The sequence below is a fragment of the Bacillus cereus group sp. Bc061 genome (genome assembly GCF_027715825.1).
GTDB lineage: Bacteria > Bacillota > Bacilli > Bacillales > Bacillaceae_G > Bacillus_A > Bacillus_A paranthracis.
Genome location: NZ_JAQFTZ010000001.1, coordinates 536,320 through 559,162, shown reverse-complemented (window position 1 = coordinate 559,162; position 22,843 = coordinate 536,320). Strand labels below are relative to the sequence as shown.

The following is a 22,843-nucleotide window of genomic DNA, read 5'->3' as shown; positions in this document are numbered from 1 at the left end:
TTTTCAAGTGTATTTTTTGGCGAAACCCCACTAAAATTCAATTAGTTTGATTGTACATAGCTATTAGTACTTACCATTTTCTTTATATATAAAGGGTCCCCATATACCTTTACCCGAAGCTATAGTTACTACTGCCCTTGCTGTTCTCGATTTTCATTCTAGGGTTTTCACCATGTTGGACACACTAAAAAAAGAGCAGACGAATGTCTGCTCTTAATTTGTCATTCCGTTTAAAAATTGATTCTGATGCAATTATCACTTAAAGCTAGAAAGAAATAAAGGACATATAGAAGGAAAGATATCGTACTAACTTTGAAGATCCGCTGTTTGTTTTACTTTAGCAAACCATGAGTTGGCTGTCTCTTTCAACACGAGATTTAGTTCTTCAGCGTTCCTTTTACCAGTATCTTTTAACCAATCACGACCTGCTTGTTCGCCGCTTATAGCAAAAGGTGCCACACCGTCCTTCCAGGTTGCCCGACCACATAACACTCCGTTAAAGGTAGAACCGGATTCTTTAGCAAATTTCAATGTTTCTTGGAATAATTTAGCACTTACACCTGCACTTAAGAAGATAAACGGCAGCTCAGTTACTTCACTTTGTTCTTTGAAAAAAGAAGCAGCTTCTTCTTTTCTGTAAACGAATTCACCTGTCGTATACCCTTCCACAAAATTCATATCCACCGGAACCTCTACTTTTAAAACATCTACTTGGTATTGAGATTTCGAGAACTCCTTCATAGCCTCAATCACTTTATGTGGTTTTATTTTTGCGTACTCTTTACTTTTCGCATCATCATTTTCAGCATCATAAGTAACAATCTCCAAGAAAAATGGAATATCTTCAGCAGCACACTCAGATCCGATACGTTCCATATAGACATGTTTATAGTTATTAATTTTTTCATCTTCATCGAAATCATAGTAGAGTAAGAATTTAATAGCATCGGCACCTGCTGCCTTTAATCGTTTCACTGACCATTCCGATAATAAATCTGGTAACCGTCCTACTTCTGACGCATCGTATCCGGTTTTTTCATACGCTACTATTAAGCCTGATTCTTTATGTCGGACCTTTGCCGCTGGCAGTCCGTATTCCGGGTCCAAAAGAATTGCTGTTGCAAATGGTGTTAATTCCTCAGAAACCAATTCTTTGAAACGGATAATGCCCTCATCTCCAACATGACTTGCACCGCCAGACGCAATCATTTTTTTCAATGAACCGCGTTGATCAATAGCCAATGCTCCAATTATGCCATTTTCAGCAGATAAACGTTTTAGAGCTTCCAATTTATTCTTGGTTAGTTCTAACATCAACATTCTCCTCTACTAATCTATTTTTTCAATTTTAATGAGATCAAAGTATTGTTTAAACTTATTTATATTAATATAACCAGTACCAACTTCCATCGTATTTAATATTCCTGTAGTCATCGCCGTTTTAAGAACAGTCTCAACCGTTTGATTTTGATATAATGCCACAGCTAGCCCTGCAACTGTCGCATCACCAGATCCAACCGGATTGACCACTTCTATTTTTGGAACCGTAACTTGGTAATAGTCCTCACCATTCCTGACAAAGGCACCTTCACTACCCAATGACACGATAATCCACTCAATTCCAGTAAATAGTTCATGGTTTAATGCTTGCTTCAAATCTATGATTCCCATTTCCATGTTAATGCCCAACAACTGAGATAATTCTGCTTTATTTGGTTTGATGGCAAATGGTTTTTCTTTATGCACCAAGGCGTTTTTCAAAGATTTCCCTGATGAATCTATAATCACTGGAATTCCATTGTTATTACAGATTTCTAACATTTGATAATAAAAGTTAGTCGGTAACCCTTTCGGCAAACTACCTGAAATTGTCACAAGTGAAGCTGTTGTAAGTAAACATTCAAATTTTTCTAAAAAAGTTATCCCTTCTTCATTGGATAATGTCGGCCCTGATTCTAAAATCTCTGTTTGCATCCCTTCATGAAGAATGGCAATACAATTTCTTGATTCTTTTTTAATTTTTAAAAAGTCATTTGGAATATTGTTTTTATTTAATTCTTGAATAATGTATTCGCCAATCGTACCACCAATCACACCTGTCGCTAGAACAGCTTCTTCCATTTGAGCGATCACTCGCGCCACATTCAATCCTTTTCCACCAGCAGTTTTATGAACTGTTTCCACACGGTTAACAACATCTAACTTTAATTCATGAGTCGAATAGGAAATATCGACAGATGGATTCATGGTGACAGATAAAATCATTTGAAATCCCTCTTTCAGAAAAATATTTAAGCTTGAAAATGGCACACACCATCAAGATAGGTAGCTGCTAAATCCATCGCTGGAGTCAGTACTATAAAGTCAGCAGCATATCCTTTAGCGATCTTCCCACATTCGCCATCTAGTTGAATACTTTTAGCTGGTGCAGTACTCGCCATGTAAATTGCTTGCTCGGGCACGGCAATTCCCCAATCGACGACATTTTTGACAGCATCTTTTAATTGCAAAATGCTACCTGCTAAACTTCCGCTTTCCAAACGAGCCATCCCACCTTTTACTTTCACAGGAAATTCTCCCAATTGATACGTTCCTTCAGGCATACCTCCGGCCATCATACAATCGGATACCATTACAACCTCTTCTCTGCCACGGACATTCATTAAAATATTTAAAGCAACAGGATGAACATGATGTCCATCACATATGATTTCGGTAAAAACATCTTTTAAATTCATGGCTGCTCCAACCATCCCTGGCTCACGATGGTGCAGCGGACTCATACCATTGAAAGTATGAACAAAAACGGATGCGCCTTTTTCACTAGCTTGCTTGGCTTCTTCATAAGTTGCATCACTATGGGCCAATGCTACTATAATCTCTTCTCCTACAGCATATTCAATGAATTCCGCTGCTCCTTTTCTTTCAGGTGCAATCGCAATTTTTTTAATAGAATCATTTGATAATTTCTGCCAACCTTTCAACATATCAACTGATGGGTCACAAAAATATTTCGTGTTTTGTGCTCCTTTATGCTTTTCAGTAAAAAACGGCCCTTCTAAAAAGATACCTTTAATTTTTGCGCCCTGTACTTTTTTGTAATTGGCACCAATCATTTCAACGACATTATTCAACGATTCTATTGAGGATGTTAAAGTTGTCGGTAAAAAGGATGTAACGCCGCAAGAAAGGAGTCCTACCGATATTTGATTTAGTCCTTCAAAATTATTGTCCATAACGTCGTGATTTCTAAAACCATGAATATGTGTATCCACTAGACCAGGAGCAATCCAATATCCTGCATAATCGATGATTTCTTCCGCTTCTTCTGGCCTGTTCTCTAAAAAGATACCGAATTTTCCATCTTTTATCTCCAAAAAACCAGGACCTACGACCTTCCCCTCAAGAAAAAACTTATCTGCAAAGATAAAAATAGACATGTATGTTTCCCCTAACCTAGTTACTCATATTCGTAGATAGTAACACCTTTAACGACACGGTTCACCGTTCCTGTCGGTGAAGGTGTATCTGGTGTATTACCTACTTTCACGGAGGCTAACAGTGATATTGTTTGCCCAATCATAACAAAAGGTAATGCTAAGTAAGCATCTGGTACAGACTGTGCCTCGCTACCAAATACAAACCTATTCCCAGCGTAATTCGTTTCTCCATTAACCTCGATGGCACATATATAGCTGGCAATGTTGTCTTGTTGCATTTCGTTTAACATATCTAAATCATATTGACGTGTATATGGATTGTTAGAAACAAACACAAAAACTAATGATTTTTCGTTTACAAATGATTTTGGACCGTGCCGGAATCCTAGTGGTGAATCAAAAGCGGTGACAATTTTTCCAGCTGTCAGTTCTAATATTTTTAATTGTGATTCTTTCGCTAAACCTTCTAAACTACCAGAACCTAAGTAAATAATTCGGTCAAAATGCAAATCTACTATCTTTTGGATAGCGTCTTCTCTTTGAATGACACTTTCACCCATTTGATAAATTTCTTTCACTATCTTTGATTTTTCTTCAGTCGATATAGAATCAAAAACAAGTAATGCCGTTAACGCCATGCAAGTATAACTCCCTGTCATTGCAAAACCATGATCATTTGATTTTTCGGGCATCAATAGCAATAAGTTTTTGTCATTATTCACGGCCTGTTTAGCTAATTTTCCATCTTTCGCACAAGTAATCGTTATTTGATACAAATCGCTTACTATTTGCTCAGCTAATTGTACGGAAGCGACACTTTCTGGGCTGTTCCCGCTTCTAGCAAATGAAACGAGTAAGGTTGGAAAATCCTTTTTGAAAAATTGGTAAGGATTTGAAACTAACGTAGTTGTCGGGATACTTAGTACTTCCCACTGTTGTTCATCTACTTTTTCTATTACATAAGGGGTGACTGTATCACCGACATAAGCAGACGTTCCAGCGCCTGTAAAAATAACTCGAACCCGATTATGTTTCGTTACTATTTTTTGCAAAAACTCATCAATTCTCTCGCTCTTCTCCATATACAAAGCAAAGGTTTCAATCCATAAATCAGGCTGCCGTCTTATTTCCGCCGTTGTTATCGATGCGCCTAACGAAACTAATTTTTCTTGACTTAATGTAAACATATTCGTCACTCCTCTACCTATTTGCCATCATTCTCTCCATAAAAGAAAAGAAGACCAGCATCGCCTCATTACATACCTTCAAATACTCGTAATCCCGCACCAACAACTCCATTATTTTGTGCCAATGTACTGATGCTCATCTGCTCCAAAAGATGTTGTTGCTCAGGAAGCTGAAAACTCTTTAGCTTCACTTTGATCAACTCCAGTAGAAATGGATTTTTCACAATGACACTGCCACCAAAAACCATTCTATGTGGATCTAATAAACAGGAAATCTTATAAAGACCTTGAGCTAAATAATCAGTTACCTCATTGATAATGGACTGATATTCTGGTACCCCATTTATATAACTAGCAAAAACATCTTTTGTTGAAATCTTACCTACCTGTAAGTCTCTTTCGGCTATTCTCTGGATCCCTGGCCCAGCAGCGATTTTTTCTAATCGTTCATTGATCCCCTTCGATAGAACAGGGATCAAACCTAGTTCTCCAGCAAATCCTGCTCCCCTAAAAAATGAGCCTTTATGAATGATAGAACAAGATATTCCCGTACTTATAGTCACGTAGACAAAGGTTTCATTTCCTTTTACATGTGCTGCTCTCCATTCAGCAAAAGCCGCCATATAGACATCATTGTCAATCGTAATCCGCTGGATTCCAAATTGCTCCTGCAAACGGACTGAAATAGGAAACTGGCTCCACGGTAAATTGTTTTGAAAAACGGCAATTCCATTCTCACAATCCACTTTTCCCGGTACTCCAACGCCAATACCCTCAATATCAGAGATGGAAACTGATAATTTTCTGAGAACTTGTTCCACAGCTTCTACAACTCTACCAAACATTTTTTCCCGGTCTAAAGGATCACTTTTTACTTCCGTACGTTCGAGCAGTTCGCCTGTATCTGAAACAACTCCCGCTGCAATCTTCGTTCCTCCAATATCAATACCGACTGCCTTTTTCATTTGTCTGCACCCCTAAGTTTGTATTTGATGCACTGAGTAGTTTTCTATGTTCATTATCGTTGAACATAGACCTGCGATTTCGTAATCAATCCACTTTCCCCAATTGATTTATACGTATTTCCGATTGTAATTATAAAGCAGCCCTAAGAGACCAGCTAATCCAATTAACATCATACCCAGTTCAAATTTACCAGCTGTCTTTTGGTAGACGATAATGAAAGATAGGCATACGAGAAACACAACAATTTTAATAACGAATACGATATTAGCCTTCATTTGAAAAATCCTCCCACCTGATTTCACTAGGTGCCAACGTCACTTCTATCCTGTTTCCTTGTCCATCGTAGACAAACGTCATTTGTTCGACCATCGAATTGTTAACAATCGCCATTTTTCGGATGGATGGATATGCATGAACTTCACAATAAATGTTGCTCGCATGATACTTTTGAAATTCTTCTTCTTTATGGGCAGCATAGTATAACGCACGCATCAGCAGACGTGTATTTTCTTCGCTGTATGGAAGCCCTGCTATATAGACAGCTCTGCCTTCTCCAAACGGATGAGCAGAAAGATGAACTTCTCCATTTGAATATTCGATTATTTCGGTTTCTTCTGATAACGCATAAATATTTTTCATTCCTTCACCAAAATTAAATTGGGTGCTGTCAGCAGAAATAAAATGATTTTCAACAGGATTAATAAAATATTTATCTGTTGATAAGCTGAATCCGAGTTCCTTGTCAACGCCCAAGACATTTGCCAATTGAAAATAATGTCCTTCATGCTGATAAGCTGTAGGTTCCCCAATACCTATGAATCCTCCGCCATTATACATCCAAGCTCTGATTGTAGTGACTAACTTTTCATTAATCCAATTAGCCCCCCCTGAAAAAGCTGTGCCCACATCTCCGGCATTAATGATTACATCAATATCCTCTGGTATCCCATCATTCATGACATCATCAAAACTAATGAACGAAACCTCCACGGCAGCCCCACTCAAGGACTCTAAAACGCCTAAATAAGAATAAATTTGTTTATACCATAGTGCATGAGCAACCATATGTGTTTGCCAAGTTCTCAACTTGCCCCAAGAATTCAAAATCGCAACTTTAAGACCGCTATATGGTTTCACACCTTTGATTGTGTCATGAATTTCACGAAATTCCTCAGTAACTTTTTCAATATAGGAGATGAATTCTGGAAATTGATACGCTAGACTTAAATACCCCCCATATCCGATACGATCAACAGGATTACGCAGTATAGCTCTACGCGCCGTTAGCCAATTTTCATTCGCTTCAATCGTCGGGTTGTTACCTTCGTAAAAAGTATCTGGAAAGAAATAAGGTAAGAACCGCCCTTCCGTATATCGAACATGTGGTATATCTGCAATCATACGCAATGTGGCTCCACCGCCCACACTGCCTACAACTGCATCCAATCCGATATTTTCAAAGTATTTTCCATATGGTTCTGTACCAATCCAGTTATCACCAAGGAACATCATTGCTTCTTTTCCACTTTCATGGACAATATCCACAAGTTTCTTTGCTTCTTCAGCAACGAACTTATGAACAAAATCTATATAATCTAAAAAAGCTGGGGTTGGAATTCGAAACGAAGTATTATAATAACCTTGATCAACAATGTCCTCTGGTCTTAAGCGATAGCCTTTTTCTTTTTGAAAAGCATCCAAAGCAGCAACTGAAACACTAGCACCATATCCGAACCAATCGACAAACTTCTCTTTGCCAAGATTATTGAATACAAGGGTAAAATGATAGAAAAACGTTGTAAACCTGACCACATCTGTATCCGGATTTTCTGTCAGCCATTGTTTTAAATAGGTTTTCATAAATTCATTAGAATGTGGCTGCCTGACATCAAAAGGAATATCATGTGGCTTATCTCCCCAATTATTAGTAATATGATTGTACATTTGGGTTGGATCCCAAATCGCATAGACTAGGAATGAAACCGTATATTCATGCCAAGGAATCGCCTTCGTAATCAAAACACGATTTTGATCTTCGTTTACTTCCCAATCATTAACGTCAACAACTTCTCCTGTTGTCCGATCAATAACCTCCCAGTATTTTTTTGGACTGTGAACGTAATCCGGTTTTAATTGTTCCTCAAAGTAGCCTTTCATAAAATCAATTTCGAGGGTGTCAGTAATCGCAGTATTGAACAAGCTCATTAAATAAAGTTGCTGGCATTCATCCATATGCTTCTCTGCGAACTCATTGTGAGCTCGAGCAACAAAATAGGTCGTATAAATTTTCGCATCCAATTGTTTAATATCATTATCTAGTTTTGTTCCATCACTATCGCGAATCGCATCTGCACCCCATCGTTCCATTAATTCTTTCGTTTCCTTAAGAAAATTTTCTTCACTCGGTAAAGTAACTCGGCCTGTTTTCCTTTTCATGTAAATCCTCCTCTAATCCTTTAAACCACCAAGGGTCATTCCTTGTGTTAATTTTTTTTGAACAATGATATATAAAATCAAAGTTGGCAGCATGACAAGAACCATTCCTGCATACATTTGACCATAGTTTGCAGCAGATTTTTGAGCTGCCATCAAGTTCATTAACCCAACAGGTAACGTCTTATTCGGCCCTGGAATTAATGTTAAAGCTATAATGTATTCGTTCCAAAAGGCAAGAAAATTAAATAAAATGACGGCAATAATACTTGGACGAGCTATCGGAATCATAACTGAAATCATTGTTTTGAAATATCCGGCACCATCGACCAACGCCGCTTCCTCATACGTAGATGGAAGCGATTGAAAAAAACTAGACAGCAAGTAAATCGTGAATGGTAACGCCGTCGCCGCATATACCACAGCTAAAATAAATAAATTGTCTAATAGCAATCCATCACCTAGTTGGCCTCGTAAAAAGTTATCTCCGTCCAATAACATCAAGAAAATTGGCACAACAATGTAGTTCACATTGATGAATAATCCAGCTTTAAAAAAAGTATTTATCAATTTACTTCCTCTAAAGGTATATCTTGCCAACACATAAGCTGCTGGTAAAGCCACAATCAATAAAATAAGAAGGGCCAACGCAGTTACCATGACTGAATTCAACATATAGGTACCCATGTTTGCCTTTTGGAAAGCATCGATAAAGTTTTGAAAATAGAAACTTTTCGGCATGGCCCAAGGGCTTCCATAAAACTCCGAATTTTGCTTCACTGAGGCTAAGAAAACCCATGCAACAGGAATAACAATTGAAATTGCTAACGTAATAAGTGCTACGTAGATAAAGCAGCGATACATTGCTTCTGTAGTCATTCCTTTTTGTGTTTTCATTGTTTTTGGGGCTGGATAAGCTGATTCTACAGTCACTTCTTTTTGTGTTTCTATCGTTTTTGGATCTCGATAAGCTGTTTCTGTAGTCATTCTTTTTTGTGTTTCCATCGTTTTTGGACCTCCTTAATACTCCAACACTTCCCTTTTAGTAACACCACTGATAATTGCAGATAATGCGAATGAGAATAAGAAAATGACCACCCCAATAGCCATACCGTAACCGTAAGAAGAATTCGTGTAAGCCTGCTTATACATGTAGCTTAAAAACACTTCCGTCGATCCATCAGGTCCGCCGCCAGTCATTGCTTGAACGAGAAGAAAACTTAAATTAATCGTACTAATAACGAAGAAAGTTAACGTCGTCCGAATGTTGTTCCAAATTAACGGTAAAGTAATACTAAAAAATTGTCTGAACCGTCCAGCACCTTCCAAAGCAGATGCTTCATAAAAACTTTCCGGGATACTTGCCATTGCCGCCATATACATGACCATATAGTAGCCAATTGCTTGCCAAATGAGCGCCCCGCCAATGCTGTAAATGGCAATTTTCTGATTTCCGAGCCACATCTTTTGTAGGTGTTCCAGGTTAAATAAAGCAAGTAAATTATTTAACAACCCTGTAGTTGGGTCATAAACTGCAGAAAATATTCCCGCGATAACTACAACCGATAAAATATTAGGGATATAAAAAATAATTCGAAAGAAGCTTTTTCCTTTTATTTTTTCTCTTGTTAACAAAGTGGCAAACAAGATCGCCATCACCATCGTGATGAGTGTGACGATAACAATCAAAACTATACTGTTTTGGAGAGACCGAAAGAAGTTCATATCATTCCATAAAATCTTGAAGTTTTCGAGCCCAACAAATACCTTATTATTAGAAAATCCTCCCCACTTATATAAGGACATCCTGAATACCTCAATCGTAGGAACAATCATAAAAATGGCTAACAGGATTAGTGCTGGTGCAGTACAAACAAAAATAAAAATTCTTTTTTCTGTCGTCTTATTCATGCCATCACCTCAATTAATAAGTACAACGGTGAGACTAGGCGACTCACCATTGTACATAGTGAAAACGAATTTATTTTAATGCAGACCGTAATTGGTCACTCACTTTTTCAACAGAGCTTTGCCAATCTTTCACCTTTTTATCACCAGAAACAACACTGTCAATCGTTCTAAATAATGTATCTGGCATACTTACACCTTCAACAGCTTTCGTTGCAGCAAATCCACCTATTCCCACTTTCACTCCATTATCATAGATACTATAGAATGATTTATTTTCACCTGTCAGTTTATTAGAAAGGCCTTTAATAGGCTGGATCGCACTCGACTCAGCAAAAATTTCAGCTGCCTTATCCGAATAAACAAACGTCATGAAGTCTTTAGCAAGTTGTTTATTTTTAGCTGCCGATGGAATCCACATTTGTTCAAAGAAAGTAAATGCATAACGGTCGCTATTAGCATCAAGTGTTGGTAAAGCCATCATGCCCCATTCAAACCCTTTAGATCGAGGAGCTTCTTTCATTTCACCAACTACCCACGTACCATTTGGCATAAACAAAGCTTTGTTATCGAGAATCAACTGTTGATTTTTCTTGTAGTCTTTATCATTTGCATTCGCAACAGTAGTTGGCTCTGTATACTTTCCTAATTTTCCGATAATTTCAAAAGATTTTGTTGCTTCAGAAGTTTCCCAAACACCATCTGTATATTTCATAGCTTTATTAAATAACTCAGGCCCGCCCACCCCTAGTAGTAAAGAATAGAAGAATGTATCAAAGTAGCCTGTAGTAGGATAAGTAAATAATGAAATCCCTTCTGCTTTCGCTTTATCTCCTAAAGCCCACATTTCGTCCCAAGTCTTCGGCACTTCCCAACCTTTTTCTTTTAATAAACTAGCATTATAAAATAAGCCAGTTGGACTATAGAACATCGGTGCCATATAAATTTTACCGTCATTATAAGGATTAGTTGCAGGTGTACCAGTAAGCCCTGGTACTAACTTATCTTTGACTTTAACATCTTCACCATAAACATTTTTATCAAAAACATCAGTAATGTCTTCTAATGCTTTATCTTTAATCAAAGTTTCTGTTAGCGCCTGTTTTCTCCCAGTTGCCAACAACACAACATCCGGATACTTTCCTGCTTTCATATTTGAGCCTATGACATCCTCAAGATTTTTGTCCACTGTCAATTTAACATCAACTTTAGGATTAGCAGCTTCATATGCGTCAATCACTTTGTTCCACATCTCTTTACCATAAGCCGATTCAAGTGTTGCCACATGAAGGGTTTGTTTTTCACTGGAGCCTTTACCATCCTTAGCGTTATCAACTTTTGTAGTATTACTTTGGCAAGCTATTAAACTAAAAGATAACAAAGCTGTCATTCCAGACAACAATAACTTTTTTTTCATCTTTATCTTACCCCCATCTCCTAATCTTCCTTTCATAATTAAAGAATACAAAATAGATAACGCTTTCACAATAAACATCTTGTTCTGTTTTTTAGATATCTTGCTTTTTACTGAATATCCCACTAAAATCTTTATAAAATAGATAAAAATTCTAAGAAGGAGGGATTCATTTGTCCAATGAAGTATATGAGATTCCACAATTTCAACGAAACCATCTTCCAGTAAAACTTCTTTATATAACAAAATCAAAATACGATAAAGATTGGCATAGTACCATTCATGCTCATCACTTTACAGAGCTATTGTATATTACTAAGGGCAAAGGCACTTTTATCTTTTACAAAGAAGAAATCCCTGTTCAAGAACACAATTTGATTATCGTCAATCCAAATATCGAGCACACGGAAAAGTCTGATACAAATCATCCACTCGAATATATTGCACTTGGTATTCAAGGCCTGTCCTTTTCATCCATAGAAAATCCCAGTCCTGTCACTATTCATAACTATAAACAGGATCAAAAAAACTTCCTCTTCTACCTTCAGCAATTGGTCGAAGAAGTGGAAAACCATCAAGAAGATTATGATTTGATTATACAAAATATTCTGGAAATTTTATTACTTAAGATGATGCGAAAAAAATCTTTTAATGTAGAGAAAACATCTACTCAAAAAATTAATAAAGATATTGAATTTATTAAAAACTATATTAAGCAGCATTTTCACGAAAATATCAGCCTAGATACATTAGCAAGCATTAGTCATATTAATAAATATTATCTATCCCATTCCTTTAGAAAATTCGTCGGTGTGTCGCCTATTGAATATTTAATTCAAACTCGTATTAGAGAAAGTAAAATTTTGTTAGAAACTACTAACTATTCGATTTCTAATATTTCAACCATTACCGGTTTTTCTTCACAATCATTCTTTGCACAATCATTTAAACGAGAAACGAATCTATCTCCTTCACAATACAGAAACGCTATAAATTCTAGCAAAAACAAACTAGATTCTAGTGCAAAAATTTAAAGATAAATGCAATGAATCTATACTTCTTTAATATATTGTTACTACTATTTTGGAAAGAGAGTGTTCCTATGATTCAACAATTAAAAACATATTATGGTGAGGATATAAAAATCAATGAAGCTGTGTTGTCAGAAGATTATAGCTGGTTTTTAGTTGAAGGAAATAAAGTCGGGATTCGAAAAATTCGATTACATCAAAAGGAACATCAATTGCTTTCATCCATCTTAACACCCATTCATGCTGATACATTTTATAAAACGGAAAAAGAAAAATCATGGTACGAAGCATTATACAGAAATAACAATATCCCTATACGATCAGTTCGTTTTTTACACTTCTTCACAACACAATCTATTGTAGAAAGAGAAGAATTTCAAGATGCTTTACAGTCTATGTTTTCTTTTACTACTACAATGTTATGGGAAACTTCGCAAGCCGGTGTCCTCATCTTAGAAGAAAACATAACGGAATCTGTATTGCAAACAGCCTTAGATACACTAGAAACAGATTTTTTTATATCCCTATCCTTCTTTGTTGGAAGACGTTATTCGCAAACAACTGAATTTACTTACCTGTATCAATGGGAACGAACATTATTTTCTGTTCTTTCTCCCTATTTATCAAAAAAAATTACATACATTGAACAACTTCTCCCTTATCAATTAATGATTTCATTACCAAAAGAAGAAAGAAAAAAATACACGAATCAATTATTAGAAAATATTTCAAACGATAAAGAACTAATAGATAGCGTTAAAGTATTCTTCCAGTGTAACTTAAATGTCTCTCTTGCAGCTAAACAATTATATTTACATCGTAATACTTTGCAGTATCGAATTGATAAATTCATTGAAAAAACAGGGATTAATATAAAAACCTTTGAAGGTGCAGTAGCAGTTTATATGGCGTTTCTTTCTTTAGATATCTCGTGAAAGACGATACAATATTCATTTCTCTTATATCATCATCGTTTTATAGTCTCTTGTGTGACTGGGAAACTCTATAAACTTATTTTTCTACGAGAAAAGAATACTTTCTTCCTATATCTATAGATGAACTTAAGTTCTACAGGAGCTTTCTCGTATCTTAAATCTGTAAACTTGCATAAAAGCTCCTCATTCTTTTGTGCACAATGCCAATTTACTTACGCCTTTAATAATCTTATAATTCTATCAATTACAAAAAGGAGTGGATATTTATGGCCGAACTTGTATTAGATCATATTTTTAAAGTTTATGATAATAAAATCACTGCCGTTTCTGACTTTAATTTACATATTAAAGATAAAGAGTTTATTGTATTTGTCGGTCCTTCTGGGTGCGGAAAATCAACAACTCTACGTATGATTGCAGGGCTAGAAGACATTTCTGATGGTTCGTTTTATATTGATGGGGATCGTATGAATGATGTCGCTCCAAAAGATCGCAACATTGCGATGGTATTTCAAAATTACGCACTCTATCCGCATATGACTGTGTATGATAATATGGCGTTTGGCTTAAAGCTACGCAAACTTCCAAAAGATGAAATTAATCGCCGGGTAACGGAGGCGGCAAAAATCTTAGGGCTAGAAGATTACTTACAACGAAAACCAAAGGCATTATCAGGTGGACAACGCCAACGGGTTGCACTAGGAAGAGCTATAGTCCGGGATGCAAAAGTATTTTTAATGGACGAGCCTCTATCGAATTTAGACGCAAAATTACGCGTAAGTATGCGTTCAGAAATTTCTAAACTTCACCGCCGTTTAAATACGACCACTATATATGTGACACATGATCAAACAGAGGCAATGACAATGGCATCACGCCTTGTTGTTATGAAGGATGGGCTCATCCAGCAAGTTGGAACTCCAAAAGAAGTATATGATACTCCTGAGAACATATTTGTTGGCGGATTCATTGGTTCTCCAGCTATGAATTTCTTTACCGGGACATTACAAGATAGCTATTTTCACATGGAAAATATACGCTTCAAAGTACCAGATGGTCAACTAAAAACATTAAAGCAAAAAGGGTATAATGGAAAAAAAATCATACTCGGTATTCGTCCCGAAGACATTCATGATGAACCTATCGTTCTGCAATCTACTCCTGAATCCACAGTCGAGATTACAGTAGAAGTTGCTGAATTATTAGGTGCTGAAACGATGATTCATGGAAAACTTTCAAACCAAAACTTTATTGCGCGAATTAACGCTCGTTCCGAGATTAAAACTAACGATACACTTCCATTAGCTTTTAGTTTAGCGAAAGCACACTTTTTTGATATCACTACCGAGCAAAGAATACGAAATAATTAACGAATGTCTAAAAAAATCCCGATAGAATTGTCCCGTAAGTAACTCAATCTTTCCATTTTATTGTATGCATAACTTCTACTTCGAAAAAATAGATGTAGCTACGACAAACATTTCTTGGAAAAGAATTCAAGACTAGATTCCACTATATATGCGACAGAACCATACTAAAAAACATCTCATATGAATATGAAATGTTTTTTAGTATTTTCTATTCTTTTAATAAATCTAATAAACCATTCCCTTCAGATGTACGTTCATATCCTAAAGGTACAGTTCTTTTAATAAGTTGTGCATATATTTCTGGTTCTGATAACTTTCTACCATATTCCCTTTCACACTGCTTTATGAGCAATGCCAGTGCTCCAGCGACATGCGGTGTGGCCATAGAAGTTCCACTTAATACCGCATATTTCCCTTCAGGATACGTAGATAATATTTCATCGCCTGGCGCCACTAAATCAATTTCTTGATTTGAATTACTAAAACATGCGATTTTCCGCTCTAAATTGACGGCACCCACTTCAATTACTTCTGTGTATGCACCTGGGAAATCTAGTTCCTCCGTATTATCATTACAATCTCCATTATTTCCAGCAGCACATACGACGAGAACATCTTGCTTTACTGCATTTTGAATTGCTTCATGTAATTCTGGAACATCTTGCGGGCCACCAAGTGACATGGAAATGACTCTAACTCTTTCTTTATTAGGCCCTCTCCAATTTACAGCATAATGTATCGCCTCAATAATTTGCTCATAACTTCCAGAACCATCTCCTGCTAAAACCTTTAACACTAACATTTTAGCAAGTGGTGCGACTCCTAAAACACCAACTCCATTTTCAGTCGCTGCAATTGTCCCAGCTACATGAGTACCATGTCCGTTATTATCAAGATAAATATTTGGATCTCCTTCGTAATCTTTCGTGAAATTTCTTCCGCCGATAATACGATCCTTTAAATCTATATGATTCATATCACACCCTGTATCTAATACTGCAACAACAATATCTTTTCCTTTTGTACTCTTCTCCCATACTTGTGGAGCATGAATGAGTTGTACACCTGGCGGAATTTCATTTACTTGTTCAACCACCTTATCTACTGTAAAAGGAATCAATTGTATACCTTTTTGTTTATTCGCTGTACTACTATTCATTGTAATCCCTCCTGAAAATATATTATTTTCATTTCAGACCACTTTTGAAAACACTTACATTTAACATTCGTTTTATGTGTTTCGTTTTCCTTCCTTAAAAATGTTTCTCAATAAGGCTTACGAAATTTATACTACTCTTTTATTTATCTCGTAATTTGTAGACATCAAAAATCCGATTGGTACAACCAATAACCAAAATAAAAGGACCACTAAATTGGTCCTTTTACTGTCTTTCAAGAATGATATGAAATTTTTAAAATAATATAAATTAAGACTAAGCCTCACTCTTGTTTAAAAACTTCTCTATTTCTTTTATTAAATATTTCGCTCCATCTATACTAACAGTAATGTTTCCATTTGCTAATGATATGTTTTGATTTGAAACATCACCTGTTATTTGACAAGCATTGTAAGGTTGATATTTTTGTAAAATGACTTTGTCTTCTTCTACGAAAATTTCAAGCGGTGATTTAATTTGTATTCCCAATACATCACGTAATTCTTTAGGAATTACAATTCGTCCTAATTCGTCTACTTTTCGAATAACTCCTGTTGCTTTCATATTACTTCCTCCCTTACTATTTATTAATTTTTTCACCTCGCTTTTTCCATTTTATCACTTTTTGGTAATACCTGCCTCTTTTTAGAAAATTTTGTACTCAAGTTAAAAAAACACATTTAACGAATACGTAATCTCTCTTTCAATTGTTTTAAATAACGAAATCGAATCAGTAAAAAATATACAACTTGAATTCCTACGAAAATACTTAATACAATCGCATTTTCTTTAAATAGTGAGTACTCAAACATCTGTCCGAGTGCAGTTAACGCTACTGCCCCATGTAATGTTGCAACACCTATTGGAACAAAGAATAAAAGCGCCAATCGAATTGTAACTACTTTCGATAATTCTCCACTTGTTAAGCCTACTTTTCGAATCATTTCAAACAAACGAGTATCATCCTCCAAGTCAGAAAACAAACGGAAATAAAGGAAGCTTCCTGCACATACGAAAAATACAATACCGATAAAGAAACCTACAAATAGAATTGGTCCTGCAATTTGTAAACTTTGGTTTTGTGCGTACTCTTCTGCACTAAACGTTGCATGTTCTTCATAAGGTTTCATCTGATGCGTTAGTTCTTTCCCAACCTCAATTTCATCTTTCGTTCCCTCTGTTTTGTATACATAATTTTTTTCCTCTTTAAATCCATCTTGTAATGCATCATACTGCTTGTTAGAGATTACATAAACGTTACCTCTTATTATTTTACTTAATGAAGACGTATTAATTTTTTTCACTTTTAAAGGTTCATTCAAATGTGGCAACGTAATTTCTTTTCTTTCTTTCATCGGTGGTCCTGGTATATCAACTGCCAAAAATAAAACTTCTTTTTTGGATCCCTCATGAAAGGGTTCTCCTGTTAACTTCGCATATTCCTTATAGTCTGATTCCTTTATAAACGTGGCGCTTCTTAACGACTGCTCCTCCGTTTTCTTTGTTGAAATATTAGTTTTTGAAGCTGCTATACTATGTTTCTTTAACCCTTCGTCAATCATCTTCAAATGCTGTGATTCATTACTATTTCCTTGCTTAGAATGATAGTGAAACGCAATTGGTCTCTCCATAACCGCCTTTGTCATTGATGTAAAGCCAACTAATGTACCTATTGCTGAAAATGCTACAGTTGAAATTATCGTTACAATAAAGAACATTCTTGCGTTATCTCTCATACGGTAAGCTAAATCTGACAACGTAATAATATTTGTCTGTGTCCAATAAAAACGTTTACTTTTTTTACATAGTCTAATAATAAAAACACTCAACTGCTTGTACAGCAAATACGTACCAATAATGACTACCGTTGTAACAGGAATCATCATGATAAATACCATTGCACCGTGTGACATAAGCGCTCCTGCATATCCGGCACTAAGCAATATAACTGCTAATATAGAAGAAATAATGGATGCTTTCGGTTCCGGCTTCGCTTCTGCCGATCCTCTAAACAATTTCATAATTTTATTTTTTCGAATCATTCCTGCACTAAACAATGAAATGATCATAAATAATACGAAAAACATAATACTCGTTACAACAATGGCTTTCATTGGAATGTAATAAGATAAGGAAATATCTAACTTTAATATCATTGGAGCTATAAATAGTAATATTCCGGAAAATAGCATTCCAGCAAGTATCCCAAAAATAATTGCCCCTATTCCAATCATAATATTTTCAAAAAAGATAAGACGCTTTAATTGATATTTCGTCATACCTAACATCATTAAAATTCCTAGTTCACGCTTTCTCGTTTTTAAAAACATTCCCATCGAATATAAAATAAAGAAAAATGTAAATAAGTAAATAATGGACTGTGCAAAAGACATACTTACGAACACATATCGTCCCAATTCTCCAGCACTTAATGCCGGATGAAACGCAAAAAACGAATAAACAAAAAAGGCCATAATAGCAAATGCACTACTTAAAAAATATGCTGAATATGTTCGTCTATTTCGCGTCACATTCCGATATGCGAGTTCTCTAATATTCATATTACTTCTCCGCCCTTCTACTAACTATGTTCTTATATTAGTAAAGTACGGAAATCCCTTCCATCGATTCAAATGACAAAAACCTTACATTATTGAAAGGTTTCAAAAAAATTGCTTAAATGATGCAGTTTCATTATAATGACTACATTCATATTCATACACACATCCTATTGTATATTCGTTAATTTTGCGAAATAATAAAGGATAGAAGTATGTACCAATATACATATAAACTTATTTACCGCTTTAATATGAATAGGAGGAAAACATAATGACATTGCAAGAACAGATTATGAAAGCATTACACGTTCAACCTGTAATTGATCCAAAAGCAGAAATCCGTAAACGTGTTGATTTCTTAAAAGATTATGTACAAAAAACAGGTGCGAAAGGATTTGTACTTGGAATTAGTGGCGGACAAGACTCTACATTAGCTGGACGTTTAGCTCAGCTTGCAGTGGAGGAAATTCGTAATGAAGGTGGTAATGCAACGTTTATCGCCGTGCGCCTTCCTTATAAAGTGCAAAAAGATGAAGATGATGCGCAATTAGCATTACAATTTATTCAAGCTGATCAATCTGTTGCATTTGATATCGCTTCAACTGTTGATGCTTTCTCAAATCAATACGAAAACTTATTAGATGAATCGTTAACAGATTTCAATAAAGGTAACGTAAAAGCACGTATCCGCATGGTTACACAATATGCAATCGGTGGACAAAAAGGGCTCCTTGTTATCGGAACAGATCACGCTGCAGAAGCTGTAACAGGATTCTTTACAAAATTCGGAGATGGTGGTGCAGACCTATTACCATTAACGGGATTAACGAAACGCCAAGGACGCGCTCTATTACAAGAATTAGGTGCGGACGAGCGACTTTACTTAAAAATGCCAACAGCTGATTTATTAGATGAAAAGCCAGGTCAAGCTGATGAAACAGAGTTAGGTATTACGTATGATCAACTTGATGACTATTTAGAAGGTAAAACAGTTCCAGCTGACGTTGCAGAAAAGATTGAAAAACGTTACACAGTGAGTGAGCATAAAAGACAAGTACCAGCATCAATGTTTGATGATTGGTGGAAATAAATAAAACATAAAAAAGAAGCTAATCTCATTTAGCTTCTTTTTTATATGTTAACGATATACCCCTACCCTTTTCTCCAATAAATCTTGCAGGCAATCTTCATGCTGTTTACAAAATAACGGTGGCATGTCGTCTAACGGGAAAAACTTCAAATCCAACGTTTCATCACCATCTACTTTTTTGTCGCCTCCAACTATTGAGCATGAAAAACACATCACAATTGACTGCGCCTTGTCTCCATTTGGATATGATTGAAAATATTTTGTATACACTCCAATAAGTTCATTTATTTCTACATCATACCCGGTTTCTTCTTTTATTTCTCGAATTGCAGTTTCCGCAGCCGATTCTCCTATCTCCATTGCCCCCCCTGGAAAGCCCCAAGCGTTAAAGTCACCTCTTTTTTGCAGTAATACTTCTCCTTCTTTATTAAATACAAAACCACCGGCAAAGTTTAAGAAAACATAATCATGCCCTACTTTTTCGCGTAATTCTTTTATATAATTGGCCATTCTCTTTCCCCTTTTCATACTTCTTTTATCGCTATTCCTTATCTTTTTCAAGCAATTCAATAATTCGATCTAGCTTCTGATTCATATGCATCACTTGTTGTTTTTTTGCAGCGCTGTTTAGAAATACTCTTCTAATAAACAAAGTAAATGATAGGAAAAACAAAACGATAAGTCCGATTACTAAACAAGTATATATCAATGTAAAAATATCACTCTCGAACAAATTCATTTAGATTCCACATCCTTCCTCCTTTCATTTTATCATATAATTCTGATTTTTGTAGTAATACATAAGGAAAAGAGCATCCTTTACAGATGCTCTCTTTCACCGATTAATACGTAAATGTAATTGTCGCTAATGAATAATCTGCCATCGCACTATAAGGTGCTACTTGATAAGATACACGCTTTGCACCCTTTGGCCAATTTATTTCATTTAATACTTTCTTTATATCTTGCATCGTCCCATCCATAGACTGCTTATATCGTACTTCTACCTTTTCTGGCTTAGAAGCAAATTGTTGCTGTAATTTCTTCTTAAAATCACTATAATTCTCTGCTCCGTATTGTGTAGACATATATTTTAAATTTGTTTCTTTTAACATTTGTTCATACGCCACAGTCTTTGAACTACCCGCTTTTATTTTGTTTGTTAATTCATTAAAGTAGCTTGTAGTTGCTGCTGGATATTTGCTACGATCCCAATCGTGGTCTTTACTTAATTGTTCATCAGACATATTAAAATATGAATATGTTACGCGCCCAGCTTTATCTGGTACTGGATCATCGAATGTTGTATCAAGATGATACCATTTGTTTTCAATGTTCACTAAATTCCATGCGTGAGCTTGTCCATTTCCTGTACCTGTTACAATATGGTTTTGGATACCTGCTCCTTTTAGCAATTCATATGTTAATAACGTATATCCTTGGCAAACAGCAGAGCGATTCGCTAATGCTTCATATGCTGTATATGCTTGATAAGACGTATCATATGATACATGTTTTACAACGTAATCATGAATAGCTTTTACTTTCTCATGATCATCCATCCCTGGTTTTACAATCGAGCCGATAATCGCTTTTGCCTGAGATTTTACATATTGTGTTTGCTCTTTCGATTCACGGTACTTCACTTGCAGTGTAAATGTATAGTTTCCTGGTAACCCTTTAATGGAATATCTAGTAGACGCTACATTATATTTTACATACTCATCTGCATCTACAATTTTATTAAACTCGCCATACAATTCATCCATAATACTTCTAGCATTTCTATCTTTTGTTTTATATGTGATTGTAATATTTTCTTCTCGATTATCAACCTGTTTTTTTAATTCTTTTTTGAAATCATTTAACAACTTTGTATCTGATTGCGATGTCGCTACAGTTTGATTTGTAGCTGCATAAGATACAGATGACGCGTGTAAGCCCCCCATTACTATAGTTGAACAAAGTGCGGCAGCTGTCACATACTTACTTGTCTTTCCCATCATGTCACTCCTTACATTCTATAACTATACGAAAAAGTATCGTATAGTTTCAGAGTATACAATACTTTTTCGTATAGGTCATATGAGATTATGCATATTTAACATTGTAAAAGGGTTGTTCTTTTTACAAGAACAACCCTTTTCATTAACAAGTTTGTAATACACAACTTGCATTTTCAAAACGTCGATTTTTCAAGTCTTCATTTCCTATACAGAAATAAAGCATCCCTAAATCTCCCCACATCATATTACAATTTTTAGTATCTGAATCAATTTGGAATAAAAGCGTCATTTGCTGCGGATCTATGTCCATATATTGTCCAGTCTCGTATAATACCTCATCTTGTACAGAAAATGGCTCACCAAATATTTGATGGTTATCATAGTTGTCTGGGATTAGCTCTTCAAGTAATTGCAAGAAACGGTCCGAATCAGCCTCATCTTCAATGAAAAGCTCTGGCAATTTATACGTTAATTCAAAAGTAATTGCACACTGGTTATAATTCGTTTGCAATTCATCTCCTCTTCGTAATTGCTCTACAGGAACATCATAATAAAGCACACGCCCCGCTCCAGTTGGATTCACATCTTCTTCAAAGTAATTTTCCACGGTAAAGAAATATAACATCCCCGTCTTAGGAAGATCGTGATTCATACCAATATTTTGTAAATCCTTTAAATTAAATTGTGCAATAAACTGTAACGTATTTCCTTTATGCGTTGGATATTCAAATGTAAATGGCAAGTCAGGAACCCCTCCCATTTTCGAACTACCTATCGCTACTGTTTCCTCCTGCTTTGGCACAACTTTTATACAAGGAAATACAGTATTCATAAGTTCCTCTTTTAAATGCGTCAGCCCATATTTATCAATTAATACTTCAATTTGTTTATTCATACATTCTCCTTATATTTACATACTTATTTGTATCATCGCACAAAAATTATACTCCATTCTTTATAAAAACAACAAGCCTCCAAAAAAACGGGCTCTTCCTTCATACGCGAACAAGTTAAAAAAAGCATAGTATACATTGTTCCTACAAACACGATAGTTCATTATTTCTTCCAGTACATTTTCCCCTCGTTCATTTTTATTTTTAATTTAAGGAGGAATTCCACATGGGTTACGGATATAGTTGCGGCGGTTACGGTTACGGCGGTTACGGCGGTAGTTGTGGTGGATGTGGTTATGGAGGCTTCGCTTTATTAATCGTTTTATTTATCCTTCTAATCATCATCGGAGCTAGCTGTTGGGGTGGCTTTGTAGGCTGCTAGTAAATTTAAAAACTATTGTAAAAAAGCACGTATAATACGTGCTTTTTTGCCATTTTCAAATATTTTATGT

22 protein-coding genes are annotated in these 22,843 nt (G+C 35.7%); 5 read left to right on the top strand and 17 right to left on the bottom strand.

Features of this window, described 5'->3' with window-relative positions; genetic code table 11:
• Window positions 1–306: 306 nt before the first annotated feature.
• The 10 genes from lacD to PDQ40_RS02845 all read right to left on the bottom strand — a co-directional run bounded on the left by lacD (window position 307) and on the right by PDQ40_RS02845 (window position 11,351).
• Window positions 307–1,314: a tagatose-bisphosphate aldolase gene (gene lacD / locus PDQ40_RS02890; RefSeq protein ID WP_000891851.1), complete on the bottom strand. Its 1,008-nt coding sequence runs from the start codon at window positions 1,312–1,314 to the stop codon at window positions 307–309.
• A gap of 15 nt (window positions 1,315–1,329) precedes the next feature.
• Window positions 1,330–2,265, bottom strand: coding sequence for a hexose kinase (locus PDQ40_RS02885; protein WP_000603957.1), 936 nt, complete (start codon window positions 2,263–2,265; stop codon window positions 1,330–1,332).
• 26 nt (window positions 2,266–2,291) lie between these two features.
• Window positions 2,292–3,440: an N-acetylglucosamine-6-phosphate deacetylase gene (gene nagA, locus PDQ40_RS02880; RefSeq protein ID WP_270691221.1), complete on the bottom strand. Its 1,149-nt coding sequence runs from the start codon at window positions 3,438–3,440 to the stop codon at window positions 2,292–2,294.
• Between the two features lie 20 nt (window positions 3,441–3,460).
• Window positions 3,461–4,627 carry an SIS domain-containing protein gene (locus PDQ40_RS02875; protein WP_000494694.1) on the bottom strand — a complete coding sequence of 389 codons (1,167 nt, stop codon included), beginning with the start codon at window positions 4,625–4,627 and terminating at the stop codon, window positions 3,461–3,463.
• A gap of 68 nt (window positions 4,628–4,695) precedes the next feature.
• On the bottom strand, window positions 4,696–5,592 hold the full coding sequence (locus PDQ40_RS02870) for an ROK family protein (protein ID WP_061536519.1): 897 nt from the start codon (window positions 5,590–5,592) through the stop codon (window positions 4,696–4,698).
• Between the two features lie 108 nt (window positions 5,593–5,700).
• On the bottom strand, window positions 5,701–5,868 hold the full coding sequence (locus PDQ40_RS02865) for a DUF6903 family protein (protein WP_000646587.1): 168 nt from the start codon (window positions 5,866–5,868) through the stop codon (window positions 5,701–5,703).
• A complete protein-coding gene (gene gnpA, locus PDQ40_RS02860) occupies window positions 5,858–8,029 on the bottom strand; it encodes a 1,3-beta-galactosyl-N-acetylhexosamine phosphorylase (RefSeq protein ID WP_000824198.1) in 2,172 nt (723 codons plus the stop codon). The genes PDQ40_RS02865 and gnpA overlap by 11 nt, the downstream gene beginning before the upstream one ends.
• A 12-nt stretch (window positions 8,030–8,041) precedes the next feature.
• Entirely contained in the window at window positions 8,042–9,031 is a 990-nt protein-coding gene (locus tag PDQ40_RS02855; protein ID WP_000449885.1) for a carbohydrate ABC transporter permease, read from the bottom strand.
• Window positions 9,032–9,046: 15 nt separating this feature from the next.
• Window positions 9,047–9,937, bottom strand: coding sequence for a carbohydrate ABC transporter permease (locus PDQ40_RS02850; protein ID WP_001044589.1), 891 nt, complete (start codon window positions 9,935–9,937; stop codon window positions 9,047–9,049).
• 70 nt (window positions 9,938–10,007) lie between these two features.
• Window positions 10,008–11,351: a carbohydrate ABC transporter substrate-binding protein gene (locus tag PDQ40_RS02845; protein WP_025991674.1), complete on the bottom strand. Its 1,344-nt coding sequence runs from the start codon at window positions 11,349–11,351 to the stop codon at window positions 10,008–10,010.
• A 170-nt stretch (window positions 11,352–11,521) separates the two neighbouring features.
• On the opposite strand from PDQ40_RS02845, the gene PDQ40_RS02840 reads away from it, so the two are divergent.
• The 3 genes from PDQ40_RS02840 (at window position 11,522) to PDQ40_RS02830 (ending at window position 14,684) form a co-directional block, all read left to right on the top strand.
• Window positions 11,522–12,382 carry an AraC family transcriptional regulator gene (locus PDQ40_RS02840; RefSeq protein ID WP_000064378.1) on the top strand — a complete coding sequence of 287 codons (861 nt, stop codon included), beginning with the start codon at window positions 11,522–11,524 and terminating at the stop codon, window positions 12,380–12,382.
• Between the two features lie 68 nt (window positions 12,383–12,450).
• Window positions 12,451–13,314, top strand: a complete 864-nt coding sequence (locus tag PDQ40_RS02835) for a PucR family transcriptional regulator (protein ID WP_000615939.1) — start codon at window positions 12,451–12,453, stop codon at window positions 13,312–13,314.
• A gap of 266 nt (window positions 13,315–13,580) precedes the next feature.
• Window positions 13,581–14,684: an ABC transporter ATP-binding protein gene (locus PDQ40_RS02830; RefSeq protein WP_000829434.1), complete on the top strand. Its 1,104-nt coding sequence runs from the start codon at window positions 13,581–13,583 to the stop codon at window positions 14,682–14,684.
• 208 nt (window positions 14,685–14,892) lie between these two features.
• On the opposite strand, the gene PDQ40_RS02825 is transcribed toward PDQ40_RS02830, so the two are convergent.
• The 3 genes from PDQ40_RS02825 to PDQ40_RS02815 all read right to left on the bottom strand — a co-directional run bounded on the left by PDQ40_RS02825 (window position 14,893) and on the right by PDQ40_RS02815 (window position 18,402).
• Window positions 14,893–15,843: a serine protease gene (locus tag PDQ40_RS02825; RefSeq protein WP_270691220.1), complete on the bottom strand. Its 951-nt coding sequence runs from the start codon at window positions 15,841–15,843 to the stop codon at window positions 14,893–14,895.
• Between the two features lie 274 nt (window positions 15,844–16,117).
• Window positions 16,118–16,405 carry an AbrB/MazE/SpoVT family DNA-binding domain-containing protein gene (locus PDQ40_RS02820; RefSeq protein WP_000648330.1) on the bottom strand — a complete coding sequence of 96 codons (288 nt, stop codon included), beginning with the start codon at window positions 16,403–16,405 and terminating at the stop codon, window positions 16,118–16,120.
• Between the two features lie 116 nt (window positions 16,406–16,521).
• Entirely contained in the window at window positions 16,522–18,402 is a 1,881-nt protein-coding gene (locus PDQ40_RS02815; protein ID WP_001026022.1) for an ABC transporter permease, read from the bottom strand.
• 271 nt (window positions 18,403–18,673) lie between these two features.
• On the opposite strand from PDQ40_RS02815, the gene nadE reads away from it, so the two are divergent.
• Window positions 18,674–19,492, top strand: coding sequence for an ammonia-dependent NAD(+) synthetase (nadE, locus tag PDQ40_RS02810; RefSeq protein ID WP_000174889.1), 819 nt, complete (start codon window positions 18,674–18,676; stop codon window positions 19,490–19,492).
• A 48-nt stretch (window positions 19,493–19,540) separates the two neighbouring features.
• Here the strand turns inward: nadE and PDQ40_RS02805 are convergent, their stop codons facing one another.
• From PDQ40_RS02805 to PDQ40_RS02790, 4 genes are all read right to left on the bottom strand, one after another.
• Window positions 19,541–20,002, bottom strand: a complete 462-nt coding sequence (locus tag PDQ40_RS02805) for an NUDIX hydrolase (RefSeq protein WP_000035005.1) — start codon at window positions 20,000–20,002, stop codon at window positions 19,541–19,543.
• Between the two features lie 31 nt (window positions 20,003–20,033).
• The gene (locus tag PDQ40_RS02800) at window positions 20,034–20,231 is read right to left on the bottom strand and encodes a DUF4083 domain-containing protein (RefSeq protein ID WP_001048096.1); all 198 of its coding nucleotides are present in this window, start codon (window positions 20,229–20,231) and stop codon (window positions 20,034–20,036) included.
• A gap of 103 nt (window positions 20,232–20,334) precedes the next feature.
• Window positions 20,335–21,495 (bottom strand): transglutaminase domain-containing protein, encoded by a 1,161-nt coding sequence (locus PDQ40_RS02795; RefSeq protein WP_000520843.1) that lies wholly within the window; start codon window positions 21,493–21,495, stop codon window positions 20,335–20,337.
• Window positions 21,496–21,640: 145 nt separating this feature from the next.
• Window positions 21,641–22,393 (bottom strand): YwqG family protein, encoded by a 753-nt coding sequence (locus PDQ40_RS02790; protein WP_214328823.1) that lies wholly within the window; start codon window positions 22,391–22,393, stop codon window positions 21,641–21,643.
• Window positions 22,394–22,617: 224 nt separating this feature from the next.
• Between PDQ40_RS02790 and PDQ40_RS02785 the strand changes: the two genes are divergently transcribed.
• Window positions 22,618–22,773 (top strand): YjcZ family sporulation protein, encoded by a 156-nt coding sequence (locus tag PDQ40_RS02785; protein WP_000540426.1) that lies wholly within the window; start codon window positions 22,618–22,620, stop codon window positions 22,771–22,773.
• Window positions 22,774–22,843: the final 70 nt, after the last annotated feature.

Coding starts and splice junctions, on each gene's coding strand:
- PDQ40_RS02855 (WP_000449885.1), bottom strand. CDS start 9,031: ATGGAAACACAAAAAAGAATGACTACAGAAACAGCTTATCGAGATCCA.
- nagA (WP_270691221.1), bottom strand. CDS start 3,440: ATGTCTATTTTTATCTTTGCAGATAAGTTTTTTCTTGAGGGGAAGGTC.
- lacD (WP_000891851.1), bottom strand. CDS start 1,314: ATGTTAGAACTAACCAAGAATAAATTGGAAGCTCTAAAACGTTTATCT.
- PDQ40_RS02820 (WP_000648330.1), bottom strand. CDS start 16,405: ATGAAAGCAACAGGAGTTATTCGAAAAGTAGACGAATTAGGACGAATT.
- PDQ40_RS02850 (WP_001044589.1), bottom strand. CDS start 9,937: ATGAATAAGACGACAGAAAAAAGAATTTTTATTTTTGTTTGTACTGCA.
- PDQ40_RS02830 (WP_000829434.1), top strand. CDS start 13,581: ATGGCCGAACTTGTATTAGATCATATTTTTAAAGTTTATGATAATAAA.
- PDQ40_RS02865 (WP_000646587.1), bottom strand. CDS start 5,868: ATGAAGGCTAATATCGTATTCGTTATTAAAATTGTTGTGTTTCTCGTA.
- PDQ40_RS02800 (WP_001048096.1), bottom strand. CDS start 20,231: ATGAATTTGTTCGAGAGTGATATTTTTACATTGATATATACTTGTTTA.
- PDQ40_RS02795 (WP_000520843.1), bottom strand. CDS start 21,495: ATGGGAAAGACAAGTAAGTATGTGACAGCTGCCGCACTTTGTTCAACT.
- PDQ40_RS02835 (WP_000615939.1), top strand. CDS start 12,451: ATGATTCAACAATTAAAAACATATTATGGTGAGGATATAAAAATCAAT.
- PDQ40_RS02885 (WP_000603957.1), bottom strand. CDS start 2,265: ATGATTTTATCTGTCACCATGAATCCATCTGTCGATATTTCCTATTCG.
- PDQ40_RS02825 (WP_270691220.1), bottom strand. CDS start 15,843: ATGAATAGTAGTACAGCGAATAAACAAAAAGGTATACAATTGATTCCT.
- PDQ40_RS02790 (WP_214328823.1), bottom strand. CDS start 22,393: ATGAATAAACAAATTGAAGTATTAATTGATAAATATGGGCTGACGCAT.
- PDQ40_RS02785 (WP_000540426.1), top strand. CDS start 22,618: ATGGGTTACGGATATAGTTGCGGCGGTTACGGTTACGGCGGTTACGGC.
- gnpA (WP_000824198.1), bottom strand. CDS start 8,029: ATGAAAAGGAAAACAGGCCGAGTTACTTTACCGAGTGAAGAAAATTTT.
- PDQ40_RS02815 (WP_001026022.1), bottom strand. CDS start 18,402: ATGAATATTAGAGAACTCGCATATCGGAATGTGACGCGAAATAGACGA.
- PDQ40_RS02845 (WP_025991674.1), bottom strand. CDS start 11,351: ATGAAAAAAAAGTTATTGTTGTCTGGAATGACAGCTTTGTTATCTTTT.
- nadE (WP_000174889.1), top strand. CDS start 18,674: ATGACATTGCAAGAACAGATTATGAAAGCATTACACGTTCAACCTGTA.
- PDQ40_RS02875 (WP_000494694.1), bottom strand. CDS start 4,627: ATGTTTACATTAAGTCAAGAAAAATTAGTTTCGTTAGGCGCATCGATA.
- PDQ40_RS02805 (WP_000035005.1), bottom strand. CDS start 20,002: ATGGCCAATTATATAAAAGAATTACGCGAAAAAGTAGGGCATGATTAT.
- PDQ40_RS02870 (WP_061536519.1), bottom strand. CDS start 5,592: ATGAAAAAGGCAGTCGGTATTGATATTGGAGGAACGAAGATTGCAGCG.